This is a genomic window from Devosia sp. 1635, assembly GCF_013185955.1.
Classification (GTDB): Bacteria; Pseudomonadota; Alphaproteobacteria; order Rhizobiales; family Devosiaceae; genus Devosia.
Window position 1 is genome coordinate 86,460 of the sequence record NZ_JABAOM010000005.1, and the last position, 21,128, is coordinate 107,587.

General features: G+C 61.7%; 21 protein-coding genes. 14 read left to right on the forward strand and 7 right to left on the reverse strand.

Annotated features, from left to right (window positions below; genetic code table 11):
* Together HRU92_RS16640 and HRU92_RS16645 are read left to right on the forward strand one after the other, a co-directional pair.
* Positions 1 to 849 carry an ABC transporter ATP-binding protein gene (locus tag HRU92_RS16640; protein WP_127751762.1) on the forward strand — a complete coding sequence of 283 codons (849 nt, stop codon included), beginning with the start codon at positions 1 to 3 and terminating at the stop codon, positions 847 to 849.
* Positions 846 to 1,685 carry a dipeptide ABC transporter ATP-binding protein gene (locus HRU92_RS16645; protein WP_127751763.1) on the forward strand — a complete coding sequence of 280 codons (840 nt, stop codon included), beginning with the start codon at positions 846 to 848 and terminating at the stop codon, positions 1,683 to 1,685. The genes HRU92_RS16640 and HRU92_RS16645 overlap by 4 nt, the downstream gene beginning before the upstream one ends.
* A 15-nt stretch (positions 1,686 to 1,700) precedes the next feature.
* On the opposite strand, the gene HRU92_RS16650 is transcribed toward HRU92_RS16645, so the two are convergent.
* The 4 genes from HRU92_RS16650 to HRU92_RS16665 form a co-directional block, all read right to left on the reverse strand.
* Complete coding sequence (locus HRU92_RS16650) at positions 1,701 to 4,310, reverse strand: EAL domain-containing protein (RefSeq protein ID WP_127751764.1); 2,610 nt, start codon at positions 4,308 to 4,310, stop codon at positions 1,701 to 1,703.
* Between the two features lie 161 nt (positions 4,311 to 4,471).
* Entirely contained in the window at positions 4,472 to 4,876 is a 405-nt protein-coding gene (mce, locus tag HRU92_RS16655; RefSeq protein WP_172121966.1) for a methylmalonyl-CoA epimerase, read from the reverse strand.
* Positions 4,873 to 5,427 carry a gamma carbonic anhydrase family protein gene (locus HRU92_RS16660; protein ID WP_172121967.1) on the reverse strand — a complete coding sequence of 185 codons (555 nt, stop codon included), beginning with the start codon at positions 5,425 to 5,427 and terminating at the stop codon, positions 4,873 to 4,875. The genes mce and HRU92_RS16660 overlap by 4 nt, the downstream gene beginning before the upstream one ends.
* A 9-nt stretch (positions 5,428 to 5,436) precedes the next feature.
* A complete protein-coding gene (locus HRU92_RS16665) occupies positions 5,437 to 6,846 on the reverse strand; it encodes a protein adenylyltransferase SelO (RefSeq protein ID WP_172121968.1) in 1,410 nt (469 codons plus the stop codon).
* Between the two features lie 111 nt (positions 6,847 to 6,957).
* Between HRU92_RS16665 and HRU92_RS16670 the strand changes: the two genes are divergently transcribed.
* Together HRU92_RS16670 and HRU92_RS16675 are read left to right on the forward strand one after the other, a co-directional pair.
* A complete protein-coding gene (locus HRU92_RS16670) occupies positions 6,958 to 7,641 on the forward strand; it encodes an HAD family phosphatase (protein ID WP_173088715.1) in 684 nt (227 codons plus the stop codon).
* Between the two features lie 666 nt (positions 7,642 to 8,307).
* The gene (locus HRU92_RS16675; protein ID WP_173088717.1) at positions 8,308 to 8,883 is read left to right on the forward strand and encodes a cell wall hydrolase; all 576 of its coding nucleotides are present in this window, start codon (positions 8,308 to 8,310) and stop codon (positions 8,881 to 8,883) included.
* Positions 8,884 to 8,946: 63 nt separating this feature from the next.
* On the opposite strand, the gene pckA is transcribed toward HRU92_RS16675, so the two are convergent.
* Entirely contained in the window at positions 8,947 to 10,542 is a 1,596-nt protein-coding gene (gene pckA, locus HRU92_RS16680) for a phosphoenolpyruvate carboxykinase (ATP) (RefSeq protein WP_172121971.1), read from the reverse strand.
* A gap of 231 nt (positions 10,543 to 10,773) precedes the next feature.
* Between pckA and HRU92_RS16685 the strand changes: the two genes are divergently transcribed.
* From HRU92_RS16685 to tsaE, 9 genes are all read left to right on the forward strand, one after another.
* Positions 10,774 to 11,490 carry a response regulator transcription factor gene (locus HRU92_RS16685; protein WP_127751771.1) on the forward strand — a complete coding sequence of 239 codons (717 nt, stop codon included), beginning with the start codon at positions 10,774 to 10,776 and terminating at the stop codon, positions 11,488 to 11,490.
* Between the two features lie 117 nt (positions 11,491 to 11,607).
* Positions 11,608 to 13,293: a sensor histidine kinase gene (locus HRU92_RS16690; protein WP_210258491.1), complete on the forward strand. Its 1,686-nt coding sequence runs from the start codon at positions 11,608 to 11,610 to the stop codon at positions 13,291 to 13,293.
* Between the two features lie 7 nt (positions 13,294 to 13,300).
* Positions 13,301 to 13,780: an HPr kinase/phosphatase C-terminal domain-containing protein gene (locus tag HRU92_RS16695; RefSeq protein ID WP_172121972.1), complete on the forward strand. Its 480-nt coding sequence runs from the start codon at positions 13,301 to 13,303 to the stop codon at positions 13,778 to 13,780.
* A gap of 156 nt (positions 13,781 to 13,936) precedes the next feature.
* Positions 13,937 to 14,338, forward strand: a complete 402-nt coding sequence (locus HRU92_RS16700) for a PTS sugar transporter subunit IIA (protein WP_127751773.1) — start codon at positions 13,937 to 13,939, stop codon at positions 14,336 to 14,338.
* A gap of 4 nt (positions 14,339 to 14,342) precedes the next feature.
* Entirely contained in the window at positions 14,343 to 14,651 is a 309-nt protein-coding gene (locus HRU92_RS16705; RefSeq protein WP_172121973.1) for an HPr family phosphocarrier protein, read from the forward strand.
* Positions 14,652 to 14,678: 27 nt separating this feature from the next.
* Complete coding sequence (locus tag HRU92_RS16710; protein ID WP_172121974.1) at positions 14,679 to 15,194, forward strand: DUF2937 family protein; 516 nt, start codon at positions 14,679 to 14,681, stop codon at positions 15,192 to 15,194.
* Positions 15,195 to 15,270: 76 nt separating this feature from the next.
* On the forward strand, positions 15,271 to 16,674 hold the full coding sequence (ahcY, locus tag HRU92_RS16715) for an adenosylhomocysteinase (RefSeq protein WP_172121975.1): 1,404 nt from the start codon (positions 15,271 to 15,273) through the stop codon (positions 16,672 to 16,674).
* A 370-nt stretch (positions 16,675 to 17,044) separates the two neighbouring features.
* Positions 17,045 to 19,447: a PAS domain-containing sensor histidine kinase gene (locus HRU92_RS16720; RefSeq protein WP_172121976.1), complete on the forward strand. Its 2,403-nt coding sequence runs from the start codon at positions 17,045 to 17,047 to the stop codon at positions 19,445 to 19,447.
* A gap of 1 nt (position 19,448) precedes the next feature.
* Positions 19,449 to 19,880: a tRNA (adenosine(37)-N6)-threonylcarbamoyltransferase complex ATPase subunit type 1 TsaE gene (tsaE, locus tag HRU92_RS16725; protein WP_248307211.1), complete on the forward strand. Its 432-nt coding sequence runs from the start codon at positions 19,449 to 19,451 to the stop codon at positions 19,878 to 19,880.
* Positions 19,881 to 19,928: 48 nt separating this feature from the next.
* Here tsaE and HRU92_RS16730 read toward each other — a convergent pair whose 3' ends face one another.
* On the reverse strand, positions 19,929 to 20,186 hold the full coding sequence (locus tag HRU92_RS16730) for a DUF2171 domain-containing protein (RefSeq protein ID WP_127751779.1): 258 nt from the start codon (positions 20,184 to 20,186) through the stop codon (positions 19,929 to 19,931).
* A 277-nt stretch (positions 20,187 to 20,463) separates the two neighbouring features.
* Between HRU92_RS16730 and HRU92_RS16735 the strand changes: the two genes are divergently transcribed.
* A complete protein-coding gene (locus tag HRU92_RS16735) occupies positions 20,464 to 20,670 on the forward strand; it encodes a hypothetical protein (RefSeq protein ID WP_173088719.1) in 207 nt (68 codons plus the stop codon).
* On the opposite strand, the gene HRU92_RS16740 is transcribed toward HRU92_RS16735, so the two are convergent.
* Positions 20,651 to 21,100 (reverse strand): DUF1810 domain-containing protein, encoded by a 450-nt coding sequence (locus tag HRU92_RS16740; protein ID WP_172121979.1) that lies wholly within the window; start codon positions 21,098 to 21,100, stop codon positions 20,651 to 20,653. The two genes, HRU92_RS16735 and HRU92_RS16740, sit on opposite strands and share 20 nt — an antisense overlap.
* Between the last annotated feature and the right edge of the window lie 28 nt (positions 21,101 to 21,128).

The window sequence follows — 21,128 nt, forward strand, 5'->3', positions numbered from 1 at the left end:
ATGCCTCTGCTGGACATTCGTAATCTTACCGTCTCGTTTGACACCTCCGCGGGTCTGTTCAAGGCCGTGGACGGGATCGACGTCTCCGTCGACAGCCGCGAAGTGCTCGCCATTGTGGGCGAGAGCGGCTCGGGCAAATCCGTGGCCATGTTGGCAGTTATGGGCCTCCTGCCCCCTACCGCTACCGTGACCGCCGACAAGATGGAGTTCGAGGGCCTTGACCTGCTCGGGATGAGCGCCCAGGCCAAGCGCAAGATCATCGGCAAGGACATTGCCATGATCTTCCAGGAGCCGGTCGCCAGCCTTAATCCCTGTTTCACCATTGGCTTTCAGCTCGAGGAAGTGCTCGGCGAGCATCTGGACCTGCATGGCCGGGCCGCGCGCGCTCGCGCGGTGGAACTGCTCCATCTGGTTGGCATCCGCGACGGTGCCGAACGCCTCGGCGCCTTTCCGCACCAGATGTCGGGTGGCCAATGCCAGCGCGTGATGATCGCCATGGCCATCGCCTGCAACCCCAAGCTCCTGATCGCCGATGAGCCGACCACGGCACTCGACGTCACCATTCAAAAACAAATCCTCGACCTGCTGGTGCGCCTACAGGCCGAGCATGGCATGGCCCTGATCATGATTACCCACGACATGGGTGTGGTCGCCGAAACGGCGGACCGCGTCATCGTTCAGTACAAGGGCCACAAGATGGAGGAAGCCGACGTGCTATCCTTGTTCGAAAACCCTCAGTCCAACTATACCAAGGCGCTGCTGTCGGCCTTGCCGGAAAACGCTGTCGGGGATCGGCTGCCCACCGTGGCGGACTTCGCCTTTGATCCCGAAACGGGGGCAGCCCGATGAGCACCCCCGTTCTGGAAGTCAAGAACCTGACGCGCGACTATGTTACGGCGGGCGGACTATTCCGCCCGGCCAAGGTCGTCCATGCGGTCAAGGGCGTCAATTTCTCGCTCCAGAAAGGCCGCACCCTTGCCGTGGTCGGCGAGAGTGGCTGCGGCAAATCAACCCTGGCGCGCATGATCACCTTGATCGATCCCCCGACCTCGGGTGAGATTCTGATCGATGGCGCCAAGGTGGATGCCAGCCATGCCCTGACCCGCGAAATGCGCCAGAAGGTGCAGATCGTGTTCCAAAATCCCTATGGCTCGCTCAATCCACGCCAGAAGATCGGCGACGTGCTCGCCGAGCCGCTGCTGCTCAACACTTCGATGGGCGCGGCCGAGCGGGCGGACAAGGCCATGTCCATGCTGCTCAAGGTTGGCCTTGGGCCCGAGCACTTCAATCGCTATCCGCATATGTTCTCGGGCGGGCAGCGCCAGCGCATCGCCATTGCCCGGGCGCTGATGCTCAATCCCTCGTTCCTGGTGCTCGACGAGCCGGTTTCGGCGCTGGACCTATCGGTGCAGGCGCAGATCCTCAACCTGCTCAAAGACCTTCAGGAAGAGTTCGGCCTGACCTATGTGTTCATCAGCCACGATCTGTCGGTGGTGCGCTATATCGCCGATGAGGTGATGGTGATGTATTTCGGCGATGTGGTGGAGCACGGCACCCGCGACGCGGTGTTCAGCGATCCGCAGCACGGCTACACCAAGACCCTGTTTGCCGCGACGCCCCGAACGGACATCGCCAGCATCAGGGAGCGGCTCGCGCGCAAGGCGGCATTGGAGGCGGCCAGCTAAAACCGTCAGGTAGTCCTAGGAGGCGTGCCGCCAGGCCTGGACCTGCAGGAAAGTATCCAGATTATCCCGGCTCATCGGTCGAGCGAAGGCATAGCCCTGGAGAATATCGCAGCCCAGATCGCGCAACAGCGAGGCTTGTTCGAGGGTTTCCACGCCCTCGGCAACCACCTGGATGCCCATGGACTTGCCGATATCGACGATGGAAGCGAGCAACTGCCGCTGGGCAGGGTCAACAGTGATGGGGCGCACCAACTGCCGGTCGATCTTGAGGCGCCGCGGGCGCAGCCGCTGCAGCGAAACAATGGACGCGTAGCCAGTACCGAAGTCATCGATTTCGACGTCGATGCCCAGCTCCTTGAGCTGGTCGATATTCCAAGCGACCACCGGATCCTGCTCGTCGAGATAGATGGACTCCACGAGCTCGAAGGCGAGGCGGCCGGGCTCGATGTCCCGTTGTTTCAGGCCCTGGATCAGGTTCTCGTCATGCAGTCGCCGCAGGGAAACATTGACCGAGGCGCGCGGTACCTGCAGGCCCAGCCCATCCCAATGGCGCAGATCGTTCAGGGTCTGGTCCAGCAGAATTCGGTCGATGCTTGATAGCACGTTGAGGTCCTCGGCGACGGCCAGGAAGGCATCCGGGGTCAGCAATCCCAGCCGTGGATGTTGCCAGCGGGCAAGGGCCTCGACGCTGACCAAGTTGTGGGTGCGGGCGTCGAACTGCGGCTGGTAAAAGGCGATGAACTCGTTCCGCTCCAGCCCGCTCAGAATATCGTCGGCGATCCGCTTGGTGTTGACCACCTCGGCTTGCAATGCTGCGCTGAAGAACTCATGGCGGTTGCGGCCGCGCTTCTTGGCCCGGTACAGCGCGATATCGGCATTGATCAACAACTGCTCGGCCGCAGCGGGCGAGTTGTCGTCCACGGCTATGCCAATGCTGACACCGCAGCGGCATTCATGGGCCTCAAAGCTGATCGGCTGCTGCATCCGCGAGATGATGCGCTCAGCGAGCTCGGTCAGTTCGGCATCGCCAGTTCTGTCGGTAAGCACCACGACGAACTCGTCGCCGCCCACCCGGGCAACAAAGCTTCCCGGCTCGCAACTATCGCGCAGAACGCGGCTGACATGGACCAGCATGGCGTCGCCTGCAGCATGACCCATCGTGTCATTGATCTGCTTGAAGCGATCAAGGTCGAGATGGAGCAGCGCTATGTGGCGCCCCGGGTTCTCGGAGTTGCTGGAGAGCGCCTTGAGGATATCGTCGAGGAAGCGCCGATTAGGCAGACCCGTGAGGCTGTCGTGCAGCGCATTATGCTCGATCCTGACCCGGGCCGCTTCCAGTTCGATATTGCGGGCCGCCGTGAGGCGCTGGGCCCGCTGCAGGTCCTCGTTGAGGGACACATCGGCCGTGACGTCCCAGTTCACGCCCACGATCTTAGGATTGCTGCCGGGATCGGTAAACACGGCGCCCATTCCGCGCAGGTGCCGGACCGCGCCGTCCGCGCGCTGAACGCGGAAATCCGAATGGTAGTGGCCCCGCAGCATGGCTTCGGCAAAGTCGTGCTCTGCCTTGTACCGATCGTCGGGGTGCAAGGCCTTCTGCCAGTCTCGATAGGAGCGCCGCCCGCCATCAGCGGGGAGGCCATAAAGTTCGTTCATCCGGTCATCCCAGAGCAATTCCTGGGTGTGGATGTCCATCTCCCAAACCCCAACCTGGGAGGTGGCCAGGGCGAGGCCCAGCCGTCGCGACAAGCGTGCGAGGTCCTGCTCGCTTTGCTTGAGGCGTTGAAAATGCACATGCCGTTCGTTGAGCATCCGTGCAGTCACGAGAATGGGCAGCAGCACCAGGGCGCCAGCCCCCACCAGAACCAGCCGGAATATCCAGGATGACGAGGCCGCGGGCCAACCGCCCTTTGGTATGGCGGTGAGTTCCCAAGAGCCTGAGGGCAGCAGAACCGTCGCTCGGATTGGGTTCTGGGCAGCCAGATCGCGGCCAAAGAAAAGCTCGCCATCGCTGCCTTGCGCGTCCTTGCCCGCAATGGAGACTTCGATCGGCAGGCCACGATCCAGCAACCCGCTTTCGGCGTAAAGCCGGTCAACATCTACAATGGCCGACAAGATGCCCCAGAAACGCTCCCCTTGCGCCGTCTTGGTGTAGATGGGAAAGCGACCGATGATCCCCTGGCCCCCTTGTACCAGGTCAACGGGCCCCGCGATTACGAGGTTGTGGCTGTCCCGGCTGCGCATGGCAGCATCGCGCTGCACCTCATTAATGCGGTAATCGAGCCCCATGGCCCGCTCGTTACCGGCAAGCGGATAAACCATGCGGACCACGAAGTCAGGTGCGGCCGCCAAGGAGCGCAGTTGGGTGGGCTGCTCGAACAGGATGCCGGCAAGCTCCTGAAAGCGGGTCTGGGTCATATCGGGCTCGCTGGCGATCGCCGCGACCATCCCCCGCACCAGCTGCAGATTGGCGTTGATGTTTCCTTCAAGCCTCGCCCGGATCAAGGATGCCTGGCTCGCTACAGAGCTGCGGATCCGGCCTTGCTCAATCGTGGTGTTCTGCCGATCAAGCCACACCCCCGCCGTGGCAATGACAACCAGCGCGAGAATGGCCGGCAGCAGCATTGGCCGAAGCCAAGTGATCGCTCTGCTCTGCAAATTGTGTTGCGCCCCCACAGCTGTCTTCCGCCCCTCCATGGCGCAAAGCTAGCGTGCCAAGTTTTAAAATTGGCTGCACAAGCAGAACAAGCAAATGGAATGGTAAAGGGCCTGACAACAGGCGCAGGTCAAATCTGTTCCAGTTCAATAAGGGTGCCGTCGAAGTCTTTGGGGTGAAGGAACAGCACTGGGTTGCCGTGGGCGCCAATGCGCGGGTTACCATCACCCAGAACGCGGGCGCCCCCGGCGGCCAATTTGGCAGCGGCCGAGGCCAGATCAGCTACTTCAAAACAGACATGATGCAGGCCGCCGGCCGGCGTTCTTGCCATAAAGGCTGCGATGGGCGAAGTCTCATCGAGCGGCTCCATCAGCTCGATCTTGCTGTTGCCGATGTCAACAAACACAAGACGAACGCCATGCTCAGGCAAAGTCTGGGGTGATGAAACGCTGGCGCCCAACAGGGTGCGATAGCGCTCGGACGCTGCCGCCAGGTCTGGCACGGCAATGGCAACATGGTTGAGCCGACCGATCATGCCGGGTCAAACTCAACAGCCACGGGAGCGGAGAAGGCAAGGCCGGCGGCGAAACGGCGCGCATTGCGGATATAGCCCGCCGCGGACCGCCGCAGGCGCTCGATATCGTCGGGCGTGAGCTGGCGCACCACTTTGCCCGGCGCACCCACGACGAGGGACCCATCTGGAATAGCTTTTCCTTCGGTGACGAGGGCTCCGGCGCCAATCAGGCAATTAGCCCCGATAACGGCGCCATTGAGCACTGTGGCACCCATGCCGATCAGCGTGTTGTTGCCTACGGTGCAGCCATGCAGCATCGCCTTGTGGCCGATGGTGCAGCCCTCGCCGATCGAGAGCGGAAAGCCCATATCGGTATGCAGGACGACATGCTCCTGGATGTTGGAACGCGCCCCTATCGTGATGGGCTCGTTGTCGCCCCGCGCGACGGCGCCAAACCAGATGCCCACATCGGCGGCAACCATAACCCGTCCCACCAGCACAGCATCGGGGGCAATCCAGGCGGCATCATTGTCGATCTGCGGGGCGACACCATCCAGGGTGTAAATGGGCATGGTTTCTCCTTATGGCTTGATGCCATAAGCCTCGCGCATCTCGGCGATTTCGGCCAGTGCCAAATGCAGGGTCGACCAGTCATCGGTCGCGGCAATTGGCTCCCAGATCGCCTCCACCTCTTCGATCAGCATGGTGCGCGGCCGCTCCCGGGCGAAGTAGGGGTGATCAAGATTGAGGTCCTCAACGGATCTATAGGCCTCCAATGCGTCAGCGACGGGCCTGAAGGCTTCGCTGGCATAGTGGCTGGCCGAAGGGCTGCGCGCGGCCCGCTCCGCACCGACTGCGCCTCCGCGCCAATCAAAAAAGAACTGCTCGTAGGGTGTTTGGCTCGACAGCATGAAGGTGAAGAGTGCGTTCACAAAAGCGGTGTCCGGCTCGGCTCCTAGCGGTTGCAGTCCCAGCCGCCGCAGCAATGCTGCTGGCAGGGCGGCCCTGAACCGGGGCCAGACAGTGTTGAGCGCCGGCTCAAGGGCTTCAACGCTCGACAAAGGCACGAGGCACTCGGCCAGACGCGTCAGGTTCCAGGCCAGCGCTTCGGGTTGCCGGCCAAAGCTGTAAAGTCCGGTTTCATCGAAATAGGCCGCCGTGAAGTTCGGGTCATAGCGCGGCAGGAACCGCCATGGGCCGTAATCAAAGCTTTCGCCGGTGATGTTGATATTATCGGTGTTGAGCACGCCGTGCACAAAGCCTGCCGCGATGCATTGTGCGCCCATTTCGGCAACGCGTGCGACCACGGCTTCGAGAAATGCGGTTGGCTTATCCGCCGCGCCGGCAAGTTCCGGATAGTAGTGCTCGATGGCGTAATCGAGCAGTCGGGCAATGTTCTCGGTTTCCTCAAGATAGGCGAGGCGCTGGAAGGTGCCGATGCGGATATGGCTATGGCTAAGCCGCACCAAAACCGAGCCTCGGGTAGGGGACGGCTCGTCGCCGCGCTCAAGTTCCTCGCCGGTTTCCACCAGCGACAGACTCTTTGAGGTGTTGACCCCCAGAGCTTCCAGCATCTCGGTAGCGAGAATTTCGCGCACGCCGCCCTTGAGCGTGAGCCTGCCATCGGCGCCGCGCGACCATGGCGTGCGCCCGGACCCTTTGGTCGCCAAATCCAACAAGCGGCCATCCTCAAGGTCAACAGCCTGGGCGAACAGGAACCCGCGCCCGTCGCCCAGGTCGGGATTGTAGGAGCGGAACTGGTGGCCGTGATAGCGTAGCGCCAGCGGAGCCTCGAGTGAGCCCGTCAACGGCTCGAAGCGGCCGAAGTGAGCAATCCATTGCTCGTCCGACAGGTTCTCGAGCCCCAGGCGGGCGGCCCAGCGTTGATCGCGATGGCGCAAGATGGTTTTGGGAAAGGCCGCCGGCGCGACGCGATCGAAGAATGCGTCGCCCAGGCTTTGATGGTTCTTGGCGGGTTGGAACTGGCTCATGAATCAACAACGCTCACGCTTGGCCTTGGCTCCCCTGCATTGATGCGGTTGCATGGCAGAGGCGTCCCCGGTACCTAGCGCCCGGAGTCAAATCGCCCTATATGCGAACAGATGACACGCGAACCGCATCATCTGCACCTGGCTCCTTTCCAAGCCGCCATTTTCGACATGGACGGCACGATCCTTGACACCGAAAGCGTGTTCAAGACTATCGTCTTTGAAGTGTGCACCGAGCTTGGCTTTGAGATGACCGATGCCGTGCACATGAACATGGTCGGGGCGAGCCATGAGCACACCAGCCAGATGTTGATGGAAGCATATGGCGTTGCTTTCCCCTACACGATCTTTGACGACCGTTGCCGGGTGATCATGCGGGACCGCATGCATACGGAGATTCCGGTCAAGCCCGGTGCCCGCGAGTTGATCACCGAGTTGCGCGAGCGCTATATCCCGACGGCGATCGCCACTTCCTCGCGTCGTGCGCATGCCTGGACCCATCTGGGCAATGCTGGCCTGTTGGATCTATTCGACACCATTGTCACCCGCGACGATGTGGTGAATCCCAAGCCCGCTCCTGAGCCATATCTTTTGGCCGCCAAGCGGCTCGGGATCGAGCCGCAACATTGTTTGGCGCTCGAAGACAGCCATACCGGGGTACGGGCTGCGCATGCGGCCGGGATGCAGACCGTGATGGTTCCGGATCTGGTTCATCCCAGCGACGAAATTCGCGAACTCGGAATCGCGATTCACGAAAGTCTGCACCACGTTCGCAGGGCTGCTTTTCCAGCTACTTAAGACCGAATCTCTGCCGCACTGGTAAATCCAGTGCCTCGCCGCAACACTGCGCAGGCAATCGCGTCGTTGCGACGTTAAGCCCATAAAGCTTTATCGGTTGCGTTAAACCGGCGCTAGGCAGCCGGCAATTCATTCAAATATCACGCTTTTCAAGCGCCGTTGCGTGCGTTAACCCTGTCTTAAGTTCCTAAGCGCTATGGTTAATACAGCGTAAATTTCGGTTTGCAGTTCAGCAAGCCTCGGCTAGGGTGCCGCCGGCGTGACGAGCGTCCCTTCGGGGGCATACCAACGAAGGCCCGGCGGATATGGCTGCCGGAGCCCAAGGGCAAGGACGGGACATTGACGAAAAGCTGGCAAGCAACAACGAGACGTGCGTTCTCTCACCTACTCGCGCTCTGCGCAGTGGCCCTGGTGCTCTTCGTTACTCTCGTGCCGACCCATGCTGAATCAGTGGACCCTGCCAACGTCTCTCCGCTCGAAATTCCTCCTTCGGTTCAAAAGGTCCGGCAACAGTCCGCGCTTGGGCCGACCTCGGCGCCTTTGGCGTCCGACCAGCGCAAGCTCAGCCCAGCCCTGCTGGCCAATTACGTAGAACGTCAAAAGGCCTTGCGTTCGTTTGACGTCAGCGCAGTCCAGCAGCCCGGAGAGCTGAACTCTCAAGTATTAATGGGTTACATCGCTCGTGGTTCCTTTGGCGGCAGCAATGGTGCGCTGTCCGCGATTGACAGCTTGGCTCCGGCGGGACCGAAGCAGGCTTCCGGGCTCAACTCCGAAATCCTGGCCAAATATATCGATGAAGGCTTCCTGCCGACGGGGAAGCGCATCGAGCAGGCCAATACCGAGCGTGAATGCCTGGCCCAAGCCATCTACCATGAGGCCCGGGGCGAAAGCGAAGCTGGGCAAATGGCTGTCGCAAATGTGATCGTGAACCGGGCCCGCTCGGGCAAGTTTCCTTCCACCCTTTGCGGCGTTATCTACCAAAACGCCGACAAGGGCCGTTATCGCTGCCAGTTCACTTTCGCCTGCGATGGCCGCACCGATACGCCCGGTGAGCGGCGTGCCTGGGCTCGTTCGGCCGCCCTGGCCGAAACAGTTTATGCGGAATATGCCAAGGGCGAAAAGCTCGGCTCACTGCCGCGTTCGGCGCTGTTCTACCACACCACCGCTGTGAGCCCGTCCTGGTCGCACACTTTCAGCCAGGTGGCCCAAATCGGGTCGCACATTTTCTATTCGCCCAACTGAGAGCCATCCAAGCCGAACAAAAAGGGCGCCCCTCGAGGCGCCCTTCTTTTTATCCGCTCTGGCTTATTCGGCCGCCTGTGCGACGACCGGTCCTGCCGAGGCGCTGGCCAAAGCGCCGAACTTCTCGAAATTGGCGCTGAACAATCCTGCAAGATGGGTGGCCTGACGATCATAGGCTTGTGCGTCCGCCCAGGTGAGGCGCGGGGTCAGCAGCTTGCTGTCTACGTCCGGCACCTCAAGCGGCACAGCGAAACCGAACAACTCATCGATCCGCGTTGCGGTGTCGTCGAGTTCGCCCTGGAGCGCCGCGTTCAGCAGGCGCCGGGTAGAGGCAATGTCGATCCGTTGGCCAACGCCATAGCCGCCGCCGGTCCAGCCCGTGTTGATCAACCAGGTTGAAGCGCCGCTGTCCCGGAGTTTGTCGGCCAGCATGGCTCCATAGACGGTTGGATGAAGTGCAATGAAGGGGGCGCCAAAGCAGGCCGAGAACGTTGCCTGTGGCTCGGTGATGCCGCGCTCGGTACCAGCTATCTTGGCGGTATAGCCGGAGAGAAAGTGATAAACCGCTTGCTCGGGGCTCAAGCGAGCGATCGGGGGCAGCACTCCAAAGGCGTCTGCGGTCAGAAAGACTACGGTGCGCGGAGTGCGTCCGATGCTTCCTTCCGCCACTCGCGGCAGAACAGTGAGCGGGTAGGCCGCCCGCGTGTTTTCGGTGAGGGAGACGTCGTTGAAATCCGGCAGCTTGCTGGCAGGGTCAAGCAGGACATTTTCGAGAACGGTGCCGAAGCGACGACTAGCGGCAAAGATTTCCGGCTCCGCTTCCGGGCTCAACCGGATCGTCTTGGCGTAGCAACCACCCTCTAGATTGAAGATACCTTCCTCACTCCAGCCATGCTCGTCATCCCCGATCAGGGGGCGATTGGCATCGTTGCTGAGTGTCGTCTTGCCCGTGCCGGAAAGGCCAAAGAACAGCGCCGTTTCGCCATCTGGTCCCTGATTGGCCGAGCAATGCATCGGCAGGACGCCGCGGTCGGGCGCATGGAAATTGAACAGCGAGAATACGCTTTTCTTGATCTCCCCGGCATACAGCGTTCCGGCGATGATGACGATGTTACGGCTTAGATCCAGCGCGATAACCGTTTCGCTGCGGCTGCCATGCCGCGCCGGGTCTGCCTGGAACCGTGGGGCATGCACGATAGTGACCGGCGTTGGCACCGGAGCTGCGGGTACCGCTTCGCCGGGTCGTATCAGCAGATTGCGGATAAAGAGCGCGTGCCAGGCACTGGGTGTGAGTACAGTGACGCCATACTGGTAAGTCGGGTCGGCTCCGGCCAGCAGGTCCTGCTGGTAGAGGTCCTTACCCGCCAGGGACGCAATGGCGTCTGCGAGCAGCGCTTCGAAGTGCGCCGGGGTCATGGCGGCGCAGTTTTCCCACCAGACGCGCTCTTGGGTGAGTGCGTCGCGAACAATGAACTTGTCCTTGGGGGAGCGGCCGGTGAACTTGCCGGTGCGCACACAAAGAGCGCCATCGGCCGACAGCACTGCTTCCCCCTGCCTTAGGGCGGATGCAACTAGCTCGGGCACGTCTTCGTTCAGCGACAACGACGCGGCTTGCTCCGCAAGTTGGTTGCGGATGGGTCCATGATCAAAAAGAGGCATCGGGGTTCTCCCTGGGGGCGTCGCGTGCAGCGGGCCTGCGTGCTTCAAGGGGAGTCTAGGTGAGCCCAGAGGTGGGGAGCCATCCCCAAATCGGTCTTAAGACGGAAGTTGAATGGGCCTGCAGCTGCGTGCTGAGGTGGCGCCTGCCTTGACCGTGCCTTATATAACACTACTCATCCCCTGCAACGGCCGCGCCACGCGGACAATGTAAGAACAATAGAAAGGCAGCTTATGCCCAAGATCGCCCTTGTGGATGACGACCGCAACATTCTCACTTCTGTGTCCCTGACCCTGGAAGCGGAGGGCTATCAGGTTGCAACCTACACAGACGGAGCCTCGGGGCTCGAGGGTCTAACCACTGATAAGCCCGATCTGGCGATCCTCGACATCAAGATGCCGCGCATGGACGGGATGGAGCTGCTGCGCCGGCTGCGCCAGAAGTCGGATGTGCCGGTTATTTTTCTGACCTCCAAGGATGAGGAGATCGACGAGTTGTTCGGGCTCAAGATGGGCGCCGACGATTTCATCACCAAGCCGTTCTCGCAGCGGTTGCTGGTTGAGCGCGTCAAAGCAATCCTGCGCCGCTCGGCCCCTCGCGATCCATCAGCGCCTGCCGGCGCTCCTGGGGAAGCGGCGCCGAGCAAGCAACTCATCGAGCGCGGCTCGCTGGTCATGGATGAGGAGCGCCATACCTGCACCTGGAAGGGCCAGCGGGTCACCCTTACGGTAACGGAGTTCCTGATCCTGCAGGCGCTCGCTCTGCGGCCGGGGGTGGTCAAGTCGCGCAACGCGCTGATGGATGCCGCCTATGACGACCAGGTTTATGTGGACGATCGCACCATCGACAGCCACATCAAGCGCCTGCGCAAGAAGTTCAAGATGGTCGACGACGACTTCGAGATGATCGAGACGCTTTACGGCGTCGGCTATCGCTTCAAGGAACAATAGTACCAAGTGGCCATCATTGACCCCGAGCTAGGGGAGAAGGCAGATACTGGGCCGCGTTCGTCCGCGACCGTCGGGCGCACACACAAGGTGCGCCGACCCCGCCGGAACTGGCGGCGCTTGCTCCTGACGCCACTCGCCAAACTCGCCCGAGGCTTTGGCCACCTCCTTGATCTGACTATCTTCTCTAGCCTGACGCGACGCATCATCGCGCTGAATCTGGCAGGGCTGCTGGTTTTGGTGGTTGGCATTCTTTACCTGAACCAGTGGCGCGCCGGCCTGATCGACGCCCGGGTGCAATCACTGCGTGTTCAGGGTGAAATCATCTCCGCTGCCATTGCCGCCTCTGCTACTGTGGATAGCGACGTTATTTCCGTGAATCCCGACCGACTGCTTGAGCTGCAGAGCGGTGGAGTATCGCCCCTTTCTTATTTCGATCCGACGCTAGAATTTCCGATCAGCCCCGAACGGGTCGCGCCCTTGTTGCGCAACTTGATTACGCCAACGGGCACCCGGGCCCGGATCTACGATCAGGGCGGCCTATTGATCCTGGACAGCGACAATATCTACGCTCGCGGCGAAGTGATCCGACCGCCCGGAGAGGACAGTCCATCTTTTTTCCTTTGGGACTGGTGGAACGCAATTCTCTCCTGGGCGCCAGGCGACAGCTTTCCCCAATATCAGGAATACGGGATCGATGAGGGCCGCCGGTACCCGGAGGTTGCCTCCGCACTGCAAGGGGCGCCAGCCGATTTCGTGCGGGTGGACGATCAGAACCGCCTGGTTGTGTCTGTCGCCGTGCCTGTGCAGCGCCTGCGGGCCATCGTTGGCGTGCTTCTCCTGTCCACGGCGCCAGGGGACATCGACTCCATCGTTTCGCAGGAACGCTGGAGTATTTTGCGCATCGCCATGATTGCGGCGGTGGTGCAGATCGGCTTGTCGTTGCTGTTGGCCGGCACCATTGCGGGGCCCATGCGGCGCCTGTCGGCCGCGGCCGAACGCGTGCAGACTGCTGGTGACGCGCGGGCAGAGATCCCCGACTTTACCGATCGCCCCGACGAGATTGGCCATCTGTCGGGCGCGCTGCGCCGCATGACGGATGCGCTTTACAACCGGATCGAAGCCATCGAGCGTTTCGCTGCCGATGTGGCCCATGAGTTGAAGAACCCCCTGACCTCGTTGCGCTCTGCGGTCGAGACCCTGCCGCTGGCCAAGCGGGCCGAGGATCGGGAGCGCCTCAACGCAATCATCCAGCACGATGTGCGCCGACTGGACCGCTTGATCTCCGACATCTCCAATGCCAGCCGCCTTGATGCAGAACTGGCCCGCGAAAGCGCCCAACTGGTGGATGTGGACAAGCTCGCCCAAACCATGGTGAGCATCCAGAAGGACATTGCCGCTGCCCGGAACGTGTCTGTCGTTCTCGGTAAGCGCACCGGTCGTGGCTCGGCGGTGGTCAATGGCCATGAAAGTCGTTTGGCCCAGGTCTTTGCCAATTTGATCGACAACGCGGTTTCGTTCTCGCCTGCGGGCGGAACAGTTACTGTTGCCCTCGCCACAAGTCCCGACGACGTTACGGTGACTGTCACCGACGAGGGCAGCGGCATCACCGGCGATGTCGCGCGAATCTTCCAGCGGTTCTACACCGATCGTCCGGACAGTGACGGCTTTGGCAACCATTCGGGGCTTGGGCTTTCGATTTCCAAGCAGATTATCGACGCGCACAAAGGGACGATCCGGGCTGAAAATCGGAAAGACCGGACCGGGGCCGTGTTCACCATTGTCCTGCCCCGAGCCCGCAGATAGATGCCGGATGAATGACGCTGCGGTTCATGTGCACGCCACGGCCGTGCTGCTGGGGCAGGTCGGTGTCCTGATCCGCGGAGCCTCGGGCTCGGGCAAGTCGCTGCTAGCCTTGGCTCTATTGGATTATTGCCACAGCCTGGGCGTGGGCGCCGCGCTGGTTGCCGATGATCAGGTTCGACTGAGCAGGATAGGCGAAAGCTTAAGCATGGCGGCGCCAGAGTTGCTCGCCGGCCTGATCGAGCTTCGCTTCCGGGGGATCGTCAGCCGCGCCTATCAAAGCCCCGTCGACTTGCACCTCATTGTCGATCTTGTGCCCGACCCGGTGCGGATGCCGGAGGCCGATGCATTCTGCACCGATCTGCTTGGAGTGCCCGTCGCGAGGGCGCCTGTCCCGCAGGGCTCGTTGCTTGATCTGGGGCATCAGGTTCTGTTGGTGATGGAGGCCGTCAACACCCTCGGTCAGCCTAGTGGGCAAAATACCACTTGAATCCTGTCGCCCTTGGGACAAAGGTGAGGCCTGCCTTGGTCAGCCTACGGTATACGGCTTCGCAACTCTGTCGGAGTAGACTGGTGGCAGGGGCATCAAGGACGAAAACGGCTGCCGGCGTCTGCTGGCGCATTTCGGCGGCCTGGGGATGACTGCATGATCGGTATGGTTCTGGTAACGCATGGCGCGCTTGCCAATGAGTTCAAGTCGGCCCTGGAGCATGTTGTCGGGCCGCAGGAGTTCTGCCAGACGATCGCGATCGGTCCTGAGGATAACATGGAGACGCGGCGCAACGATATTCTCGCCGCCGTGGACAAGGCCGATAACGGCTCGGGCGTCATCATCTTCACCGACATGTTCGGGGGCACGCCATCAAACCTAGCCATTTCCGTGATGCAGGTGCGGCCGGTGGAGGTGATCGCTGGCGTTAATCTGCCGATGCTGGTCAAAATCGCTCGGGTGCGGGCGGATATGCCACTCAACCAGGCCGTCAATCTCGCCCAGGAAGCCGGGCGTAAATATATCAATGTAGCGACCAGCATTCTGGGTGCGAGCTAACCTGATGGATTCTGCAGCAACGGGTGGGCGCGCTGTAGCTCAGCAACTCACCATCGTGAACCGCAAGGGCCTGCATGCGCGAGCCTCGGCGCGCTTCGTGCGGACCGCGGAGTGTTTCGACGCGGCCATCAGCGTCGTCAAGGACGGCGTCTCGGTCGCAGGGAATTCGATCATGGGCCTCATGATGCTGGGCGCAGGACCGGGTTCGACCATTCTGGTTCAGGCTAGCGGCAAGCAGGCCCGCGAAGCGTTGGAAGCCATTGTGGAACTGGTCAACAACGGCTTTGACGAGGATAGTGACGGCGCTCCCTGAGGCGGGAGAACCTGAGGAGGAACCGGCATGCGGCACCTGATAGCCGGAGTGGGCGGGCTCGCTTTGGCCGCCCTTATGAGTCAGTTTCCTGAATATGCCCAGCAGTACACGCAGCGGCTGGGCGGCGCAGTGGACGAGTTGCGCATCATCGTCGAAGATTTTGATCGCGCCGCTTCAACGGCTGGGCTGGACCGTCAAGCGGCAATTGCCCGCTATACGGCATCCAATGATGAGTTTCTCGCCGGCCGCGGCATCAGCATGGTCGCCACTTTCACGCGCTATGAGCAACTGCAGGCCACCCTGAACCGTGTTGCGGGTGCCGGACCAATCGAGCGGCTGCAACTGTTGCCTGCCTATGTGGACACCGATATCGGTCGCCGGACCATCGAGCATTACAAGCCAGCAGTGCCGCTGACGCTTGAGGGGTTGCTTTATGCTGGTGCCGGCTTCCTGCTGGGCTTTGCGCTAATGTCGGCCGTTTATCGGCTGCTGGCTCTGCCTTGGTGCTGGCACCGACATCGACTCGCAGCCCGCGGGATATAAGCAGATCTTTATATCCCGATTGCTCGCGGCTTTGGCCTGCCGTATAGGGAGGGCAATCATCCACGCGGAGCGCGCCATGCCCACCCAGAACACCGACTACTCGGTCAAAGATATTTCTCTCGCCGACTACGGTCGCAAGGAAATCCAGATCGCTGAGATCGAGATGCCGGGCCTCATGGCCATTCGTGAGGAATATGCTGCGGCCCAGCCCCTGCGCGGCGCGCGCATTGCCGGCTCGCTGCACATGACCATCCAGACGGCTGTGTTGATCGAGACGCTGGTAGCGCTCGGCGCCCAGGTGCGTTGGGTCAGCTGCAATATCTTCTCGACCCAGGACCATGCAGCCGCCGCCATTGCTGCCGCCGGTATCCCGGTCTTTGCCCATAAGGGCGAAACGCTGGAAGAATATTGGGCATTCACCGACCGCATGATGGACTGGGGCAATGGGCTCACCCCCAACATGATCCTCGATGATGGCGGCGACGCTACCATGTATGTCCTCAACGGCGCCAAGGCCGAGAAGGACGCCTCCATTCTCGACAAGCCGGGTAATGAGGAAGAGGAAATCTTCTTTGCCACCATCAAGCGGCGGCTTGCACAAAGCCCCGGCTTCTTCTCGACCATCCGCGACAATATCCGCGGCGTATCGGAGGAGACCACGACGGGCGTGATGCGGCTGTATCAGCTCCATGCCAAGGGCGAGCTGCCGTTCCCGGCCATCAACGTCAATGACTCCGTCACCAAGTCGAAATTCGACAACAAATACGGCACCCGTGAATCGCTGGTCGACGCCATCCGGCGCGGCACCGACGTCATGCTGGCGGGCAAGGTCGCCATCGTCTGCGGATATGGCGACGTCGGCAAGGGCTCGGCTGAGTCCCTGCGCGGCGCCGGTGCGCGCGTGCTGGTGACTGAAGTCGACCCGATCTGTGCGCTGCAGGCGGCCATGGAAGGCTTTGAGGTGGTTACGCTTGAGGAGGCCGCCCCGCGCGCCGACATTGTTGTGACCGCCACGGGCAATCGCGATGTGCTGATGGTCGATGACATGCGCAAGCTCAAGGATATGGCCATTGTCTGCAATATCGGCCATTTCGACAATGAGATCGACGTGGCCGGCCTGCGCAACTTCAAGTGGACCAATGTCAAGCCGCAGGTCGACCTCATCGAGCAGCCTAGCGGCAAGCGCCTGATCCTGCTTTCCGAGGGTCGGCTGGTCAATCTGGGCAATGCGACGGGTCACCCGAGCTTTGTGATGAGCGCATCCTTTGCCAACCAGACCTTGGCCCAGATCGAACTGTGGACCAATGGCACCACTATGGAAAAAAAGGTGCATGTGCTGCCCAAGCACCTCGACGAGAAAGTTGCAGAACTGCACCTCGCCAAGCTGGGTGCCAAGCTGACCAGGCTCTCGCCGGCACAGGCTGAATACATTGGGGTTTCCCCCTCTGGCCCATTCAAATCCGGTGAGTATCGCTACTAGGACGCGGGTAATCCGCGGTTCGTAATGCGCTGGCGGGAGGCGTTGAGTGCGGCCTTCTGTCAGCAGCGGAGTTCCTGCTTCGTTCATGGTCAAGTGGGTCAAAGCGGTCTTTGCCCGGAATGCACAACCATTAAGAGTCTTTTAGCCAGAATCGCGCCTCGCTATGGTTAGGCGAATCGGCTGCCCGGGACAGGCAGCCGCTTGGGGGCCAGCCAGGATCGTCAGCGATCCGGTGTGTATCGGGCCTCTTTCGAGTGCAAGCGTAGCGGTCCGTTCGGGCCGACCCAAACGCAACAAGACACGAGGGCTATGCATGGCGCCGGATCGATTCCGGAAGCACTGGGGATTTGTCACGCTGACAGCGGCCCCCATGACCCTTCTGACTGCCGCACCCGCCCTTTCCCAGACGCCGGACGCTGGTTCGCTTGCCGCCGCCGCGCCGCTGGCAATCGCTATCGGCGCTGGCGCCTTTGCCGTAACGGCCATGGCAATCGTTCGAACCATGCTGCGCGACAGCAAGGTCGAACGGCATAAGGCCTCCGGGCAAATCGCTGGACTGCGGGCGCTGGTGGACGAATATGAGGCCCTGCTTTCGGGCACTCGCGAACTCACGGTGCTGTGGACGCAAAATAGTGGCGGGGCGGCCAAGTTCCTGGGGCAGGTAGCGGCGGTGCTGCCAGCAGGACGGCAGCCCGAAAGCGTCCTCAAGTTCCAAAGCTGGCTGCAGCCGGGCGACGCCGACCGTCTTGCTGAACTGCTCGAGCAGTTGCGCCTTGGCGGGCACTCTTTCACCACCAGTGTCAATGCGCTCGATGGACGGCTGATCCGCGCGCATGGCTGGGTGCTGGGCGGCGGCGCGGCGATGCGTTTGCGGCCCGCCTTTCTGCAAGCCCATCCCCAGCATCGCCTCGAGGATGCAGCCGCGCAGGGTGATCTTTCCAGTGCCCGCGCCATTCTGGGGCTGTTGAGCAAGCCGGCTTTCCTGCGCGACGCTAACAAGCGGCTGGTGTTCGCCAATAATGCCTATCTCGAACTCGCGCGAGCCCTCGGCAAGACCGGCACCGATGCCGAGCCCCCTGAATTGCTCGAAGGCACCCAGCGCCAGCGCCATCTCGACGCCTGCACCCCTGATGGCAAGCCTGCTGTTCTGCGGCTCGACCTGGGTGCACGTGGCAAGTATGAGCTGACTGAGTTTGCTATTGCCGGCGGCAATGCGGGCTATCTGCGCCCGCTCGAAACGGCTGCCAAGCCCCCGGAGCCTGCAGTCTCTTATATGGGCAGCATCATCAATGCCTTGGCGACGCCCATTGCGGTGTTCAATGCCAAGCGCGAACTCGTGCAGTTCAACCAGGCCTATGCCGATCTGTGGAACCTCGATCCCAAGTTCCTGGTGCTGGGGATCGACGAGCCGGCAATCCTTGACAAGCTGCGCACCGAAGGCATGCTGCCCAACGAGGTCGACTACAAGACCTGGCGGGCCCAGCACCTGACTTCCTACCAGCTCAAGGTGCCGCGCGAGAACGAACCATGGCACCTGCCGGACGGGCGCAGCATCAAGGTTATTTCCGCGCCGGCCGGGCCCAATGGCGGTGTCATCTATGTCTTTGAAGACCTGACCGAGCGCCTCCAGCTTGAATCCTCCAACAAGGCCTATTCCAATGTGCAGCGCGAAACCATCAACGCGCTTTCCGAGGCCGTGGCGGTGTTCGGCACCAATGGCCGGCTTACCCTTTCCAATCCCCAGCTGTCGGCCCTTTGGAAGCTGCCGATGAACGAGTTGGGGCAAAACCCCCATATCGACCAGATCGCCGAAGCCAGTGGGCAGGCCATTCCCATCGATGGCGCCAGTATATGGCGGGATTTGAAGCGGGGGATTATCGACCTCAACCCGACGCGCGGCGACCAGACCGGTCGCATCAAGCGCTCGGATGGAAGGCTGTTGGACTACGCCATTACCCGGTTGTCGGACGGTCAAACCATGATGACCTTTCTCGATGTCACCGAAAGCGCCAGCTATTCGCAGGTGCTCAAGGAACGCAACGATGCGCTGGTGGCGGCTGACCTGCTCAAGGATGCGTTCGTCGAGAATGTTTCCTATGAACTGCGCTCGCCGCTGACCAATATCATCGGCTTTGCCGACCTCTTGGCCGGCACTGATGGCGGCAACATGAACGAGCGGCAGCGCGCTTATATCGACTATATCCGCGCCTCGAGCGTCACCCTGGGCGTGCTGATCGACAATATTCTCGACTTGGCGTCCGTGGATGCCGGCATTGCCGAACTCAAACCCGAGCGGCTTGATGTCGCCGCCATTGTGGACAAGGCCCGGGCTGGCCTGTCGGCGACCTTCCCCGAAGTTTCGGGGGAAAAGCCGATCAATCTCGTGATCGATATCGCCGATGACCTGCCGCCCTTTGTGGCCGATGGCACGCGCATCGTGCAGGTGATCTATAACCTCTTGAGCAATGCGGCCCGCTTCTCGCCGCCGGGCGGGGAAATCCGGCTTCGGGTGATGAGCCGAGGCGAGCGCATGTTGTTCGTGATCGAGGACGAGGGGCCGGGCCTGACCGACGAGATGAAGGCCGCAATCCTGACCCGGATCGATGGGCAAAGCACCGGCCGACAACGTGGGGCGGGGCTAGGCCTCGCCATCGTCAAGACCTTCGTCAACCTGCATGGCGGCACGATTTCGGCGGAAAGCCGCGAGCCGCGGGGCAGCCGCATCACCGTCAACCTGCCACGCGACAGCGCCATGGCGGGTATCGCAAGCTAACATGGACCGCTTCCTCCCCGACGATGCCGCCACCGCCGCCTTTGGTGCCGAACTGGCCCAAATGCTCAAGCCCGGCGACATCGTCAGTATAGAGGGGGAACTGGGGGCGGGGAAAACTGCGCTGGCGCGGGCGATTATCCGGGCGCTGGCGGGCGATCCCGGGCTGGAGGTGCCGTCGCCCACCTTTGCACTGGTGCAGCCCTATGACACCGCGAGCGGCGCGGTACTGCATGCCGATCTTTATCGGCTGGGGGATGCCAGCGAAGCGGACGAGCTCGGGCTGCTCGATGTGCCGCAGGTTATTGTGTTGGTGGAATGGGCCGAGCGAGCACCGCATCTGTTGGCAGCGGCGAGCTGGCGGATCCTGCTAGAGATAGCCCCGGGCGGGGCCGGTCGCCAGGTCGAAGTGCAGCACTTCGCACCGGGGGCCTGAAGGACGGGAGCGGCGAGCCGCAGGCTCAAACCGCTCCTCTTGGCCGGCTTACGCCTGCCCGCCGTCTTCTTCTTCCTCAAAAAGCACCGCTACGGCTGCATTGGCCGACAGGCGCACCTTGTCGCCCTCGATTTCAGCCACGAGCGAGCCTTCAACATAATGGTGGTGGCCGGCATGGCTGCCTTCGCCCGAATCGGCCTTGGTCAACTTGATGCGCCCGTCTTCGACCTTGTCCACCGTGCCGACATGCACGCCATCGGCCCCAATCACTTCCATATGCTCGCGAATGCCGCTGAGATCAGACATGTGGTTTCTCCTGTTGGTGAGCAAGACAAACGCTCCGGGGCAGGAAGGGATGCATCATCACGCCCGGGGAGACGAGCACGACTGGACGGGGCGGGAATGTTATTTGTTCTTTGTTTGTTCTGACGCTATGGGGAAGGCGGAGACCCGAGTCGCATGCCCCAGACGAATCCGCCGGCCCATCCTTATCCCGGCACCCGCTATCAGCTGCGCCACGCCGCGGCCAACAACCAGATCATCATCTGTCGCTGCAGCCTGTGCCGGCGGCTGGTGCGCTACCTTGCAACTGACCTGGTGGAATTGTTTTTGCCCGGACCGGGACGCCCTGCAGCCCCCGTTCAACTGCTCGGTTTGCGGCAAAAGCGACTATGTCACGGTTAGGCTGACCTCGGCGCTGCCGGGCGACTATGGTCATCTCAGCATCCGCCGGCCCGGCGAAGTGCGCACCATCCAGACCTGGCGCACGGTCAAGCTGGGGGATGACTAGCGCCTGCGTCCTCAAGCCGGCTCACCGTGCCCGGATCTTCCCGGCCACCGAAAAAGGCGGTGAGCGCTTCGCGAAACAGCGGATCCTGCGGGGCGGCGCGGGCGAAAAGGGTCATGGAGGAATGAAACTTCATGTTGTCGGGCGAGCCAAAGATGTGATCGAGGCTGCGCGGGGCGGCGCTGTCGGGGGCGTGCAGCAGCACGGCGCGGGTGCATTCGCGCAGACGCGTTCCCAGCACCGGATCGGCGAGGTAAAGCCGCGCTTCCTCCAGATCCTTGATGGCAAAGCGCTGCGCCATCTCGCTGCGTCCAAGGCCCGCGATCTGGGGGAAGATAAACCACATCCAATGCGTGCGTTTCTGCCCTGCGCGCAGCTCGGTCAGCACCTGCGGATACACCAGGTTCTGGGCCTCGAGGAAATGGGTGAACATCGGGGAGCATCCTTGGCTTGAGGTGACA

Excerpts from the sequence above, each read along its gene's own strand:
- HRU92_RS16685 (WP_127751771.1), top strand. The coding sequence starts at position 10,774 with ATGCCCAAGATCGCCCTTGTGGATGACGACCGCAACATTCTCACTTCT.
- mce (WP_172121966.1), bottom strand. The coding sequence starts at position 4,876 with ATGATCGGTCGGCTCAACCATGTTGCCATTGCCGTGCCAGACCTGGCG.
- HRU92_RS16695 (WP_172121972.1), top strand. The coding sequence starts at position 13,301 with ATGAATGACGCTGCGGTTCATGTGCACGCCACGGCCGTGCTGCTGGGG.
- HRU92_RS16710 (WP_172121974.1), top strand. The coding sequence starts at position 14,679 with ATGCGGCACCTGATAGCCGGAGTGGGCGGGCTCGCTTTGGCCGCCCTT.
- HRU92_RS16700 (WP_127751773.1), top strand. The coding sequence starts at position 13,937 with ATGATCGGTATGGTTCTGGTAACGCATGGCGCGCTTGCCAATGAGTTC.
- HRU92_RS16730 (WP_127751779.1), bottom strand. The coding sequence starts at position 20,186 with ATGTCTGATCTCAGCGGCATTCGCGAGCATATGGAAGTGATTGGGGCC.
- HRU92_RS16665 (WP_172121968.1), bottom strand. The coding sequence starts at position 6,846 with ATGAGCCAGTTCCAACCCGCCAAGAACCATCAAAGCCTGGGCGACGCA.
- HRU92_RS16660 (WP_172121967.1), bottom strand. The coding sequence starts at position 5,427 with ATGCCCATTTACACCCTGGATGGTGTCGCCCCGCAGATCGACAATGAT.
- HRU92_RS16640 (WP_127751762.1), top strand. The coding sequence starts at position 1 with ATGCCTCTGCTGGACATTCGTAATCTTACCGTCTCGTTTGACACCTCC.
- HRU92_RS16650 (WP_127751764.1), bottom strand. The coding sequence starts at position 4,310 with ATGCTGCTGCCGGCCATTCTCGCGCTGGTTGTCATTGCCACGGCGGGG.
- tsaE (WP_248307211.1), top strand. The coding sequence starts at position 19,449 with ATGGACCGCTTCCTCCCCGACGATGCCGCCACCGCCGCCTTTGGTGCC.
- HRU92_RS16720 (WP_172121976.1), top strand. The coding sequence starts at position 17,045 with ATGACCCTTCTGACTGCCGCACCCGCCCTTTCCCAGACGCCGGACGCT.
- HRU92_RS16740 (WP_172121979.1), bottom strand. The coding sequence starts at position 21,100 with ATGTTCACCCATTTCCTCGAGGCCCAGAACCTGGTGTATCCGCAGGTG.
- pckA (WP_172121971.1), bottom strand. The coding sequence starts at position 10,542 with ATGCCTCTTTTTGATCATGGACCCATCCGCAACCAACTTGCGGAGCAA.
- HRU92_RS16705 (WP_172121973.1), top strand. The coding sequence starts at position 14,343 with ATGGATTCTGCAGCAACGGGTGGGCGCGCTGTAGCTCAGCAACTCACC.
- ahcY (WP_172121975.1), top strand. The coding sequence starts at position 15,271 with ATGCCCACCCAGAACACCGACTACTCGGTCAAAGATATTTCTCTCGCC.
- HRU92_RS16670 (WP_173088715.1), top strand. The coding sequence starts at position 6,958 with ATGACACGCGAACCGCATCATCTGCACCTGGCTCCTTTCCAAGCCGCC.
- HRU92_RS16675 (WP_173088717.1), top strand. The coding sequence starts at position 8,308 with ATGGGTTACATCGCTCGTGGTTCCTTTGGCGGCAGCAATGGTGCGCTG.
- HRU92_RS16645 (WP_127751763.1), top strand. The coding sequence starts at position 846 with ATGAGCACCCCCGTTCTGGAAGTCAAGAACCTGACGCGCGACTATGTT.